The sequence below is a fragment of the Prevotella sp. OH937_COT-195 genome (assembly GCF_003932845.1).
GTDB lineage: Bacteria > Bacteroidota > Bacteroidia > Bacteroidales > Bacteroidaceae > Prevotella.
In genome coordinates, this window is the sequence record NZ_RQZH01000203.1 from 1 (window position 1) to 316 (window position 316).

Here is a 316-nt window from a genome sequence, read left to right on the forward strand (position 1 = left end):
TTCTTGTTTTTTATTATAAATTTGAATAAATCTATCACTATCACGTACACCAAAATATTTTGTTTAAGGTTTTCCACCACGGCCATAAAATATTGTTTTCTTAACTGCTTTATCAGTCATCGCATAATAATTACTTAAATCAACTTCAAAATCAAAAGCTAAGTTTAATCTTGTAAACTCTATATCTTCCATATAACTAATAATGTTTTTTCCAACCAAAGCCCTTCGTCAACTGTTAATTTATTAGGATTAAATTCAATACGCATATTACGCCAATTCCAACTATTTGATTTTACTTTGTCATACTCTATATAAA

1 pseudogene is annotated in these 316 nt (G+C 26.6%); it reads right to left on the reverse strand.

Annotated features, from left to right (window positions below):
• Positions 1 to 316 (reverse strand): annotated as a pseudogene (locus EII32_RS11890) (replication initiation protein); the annotation flags it as partial.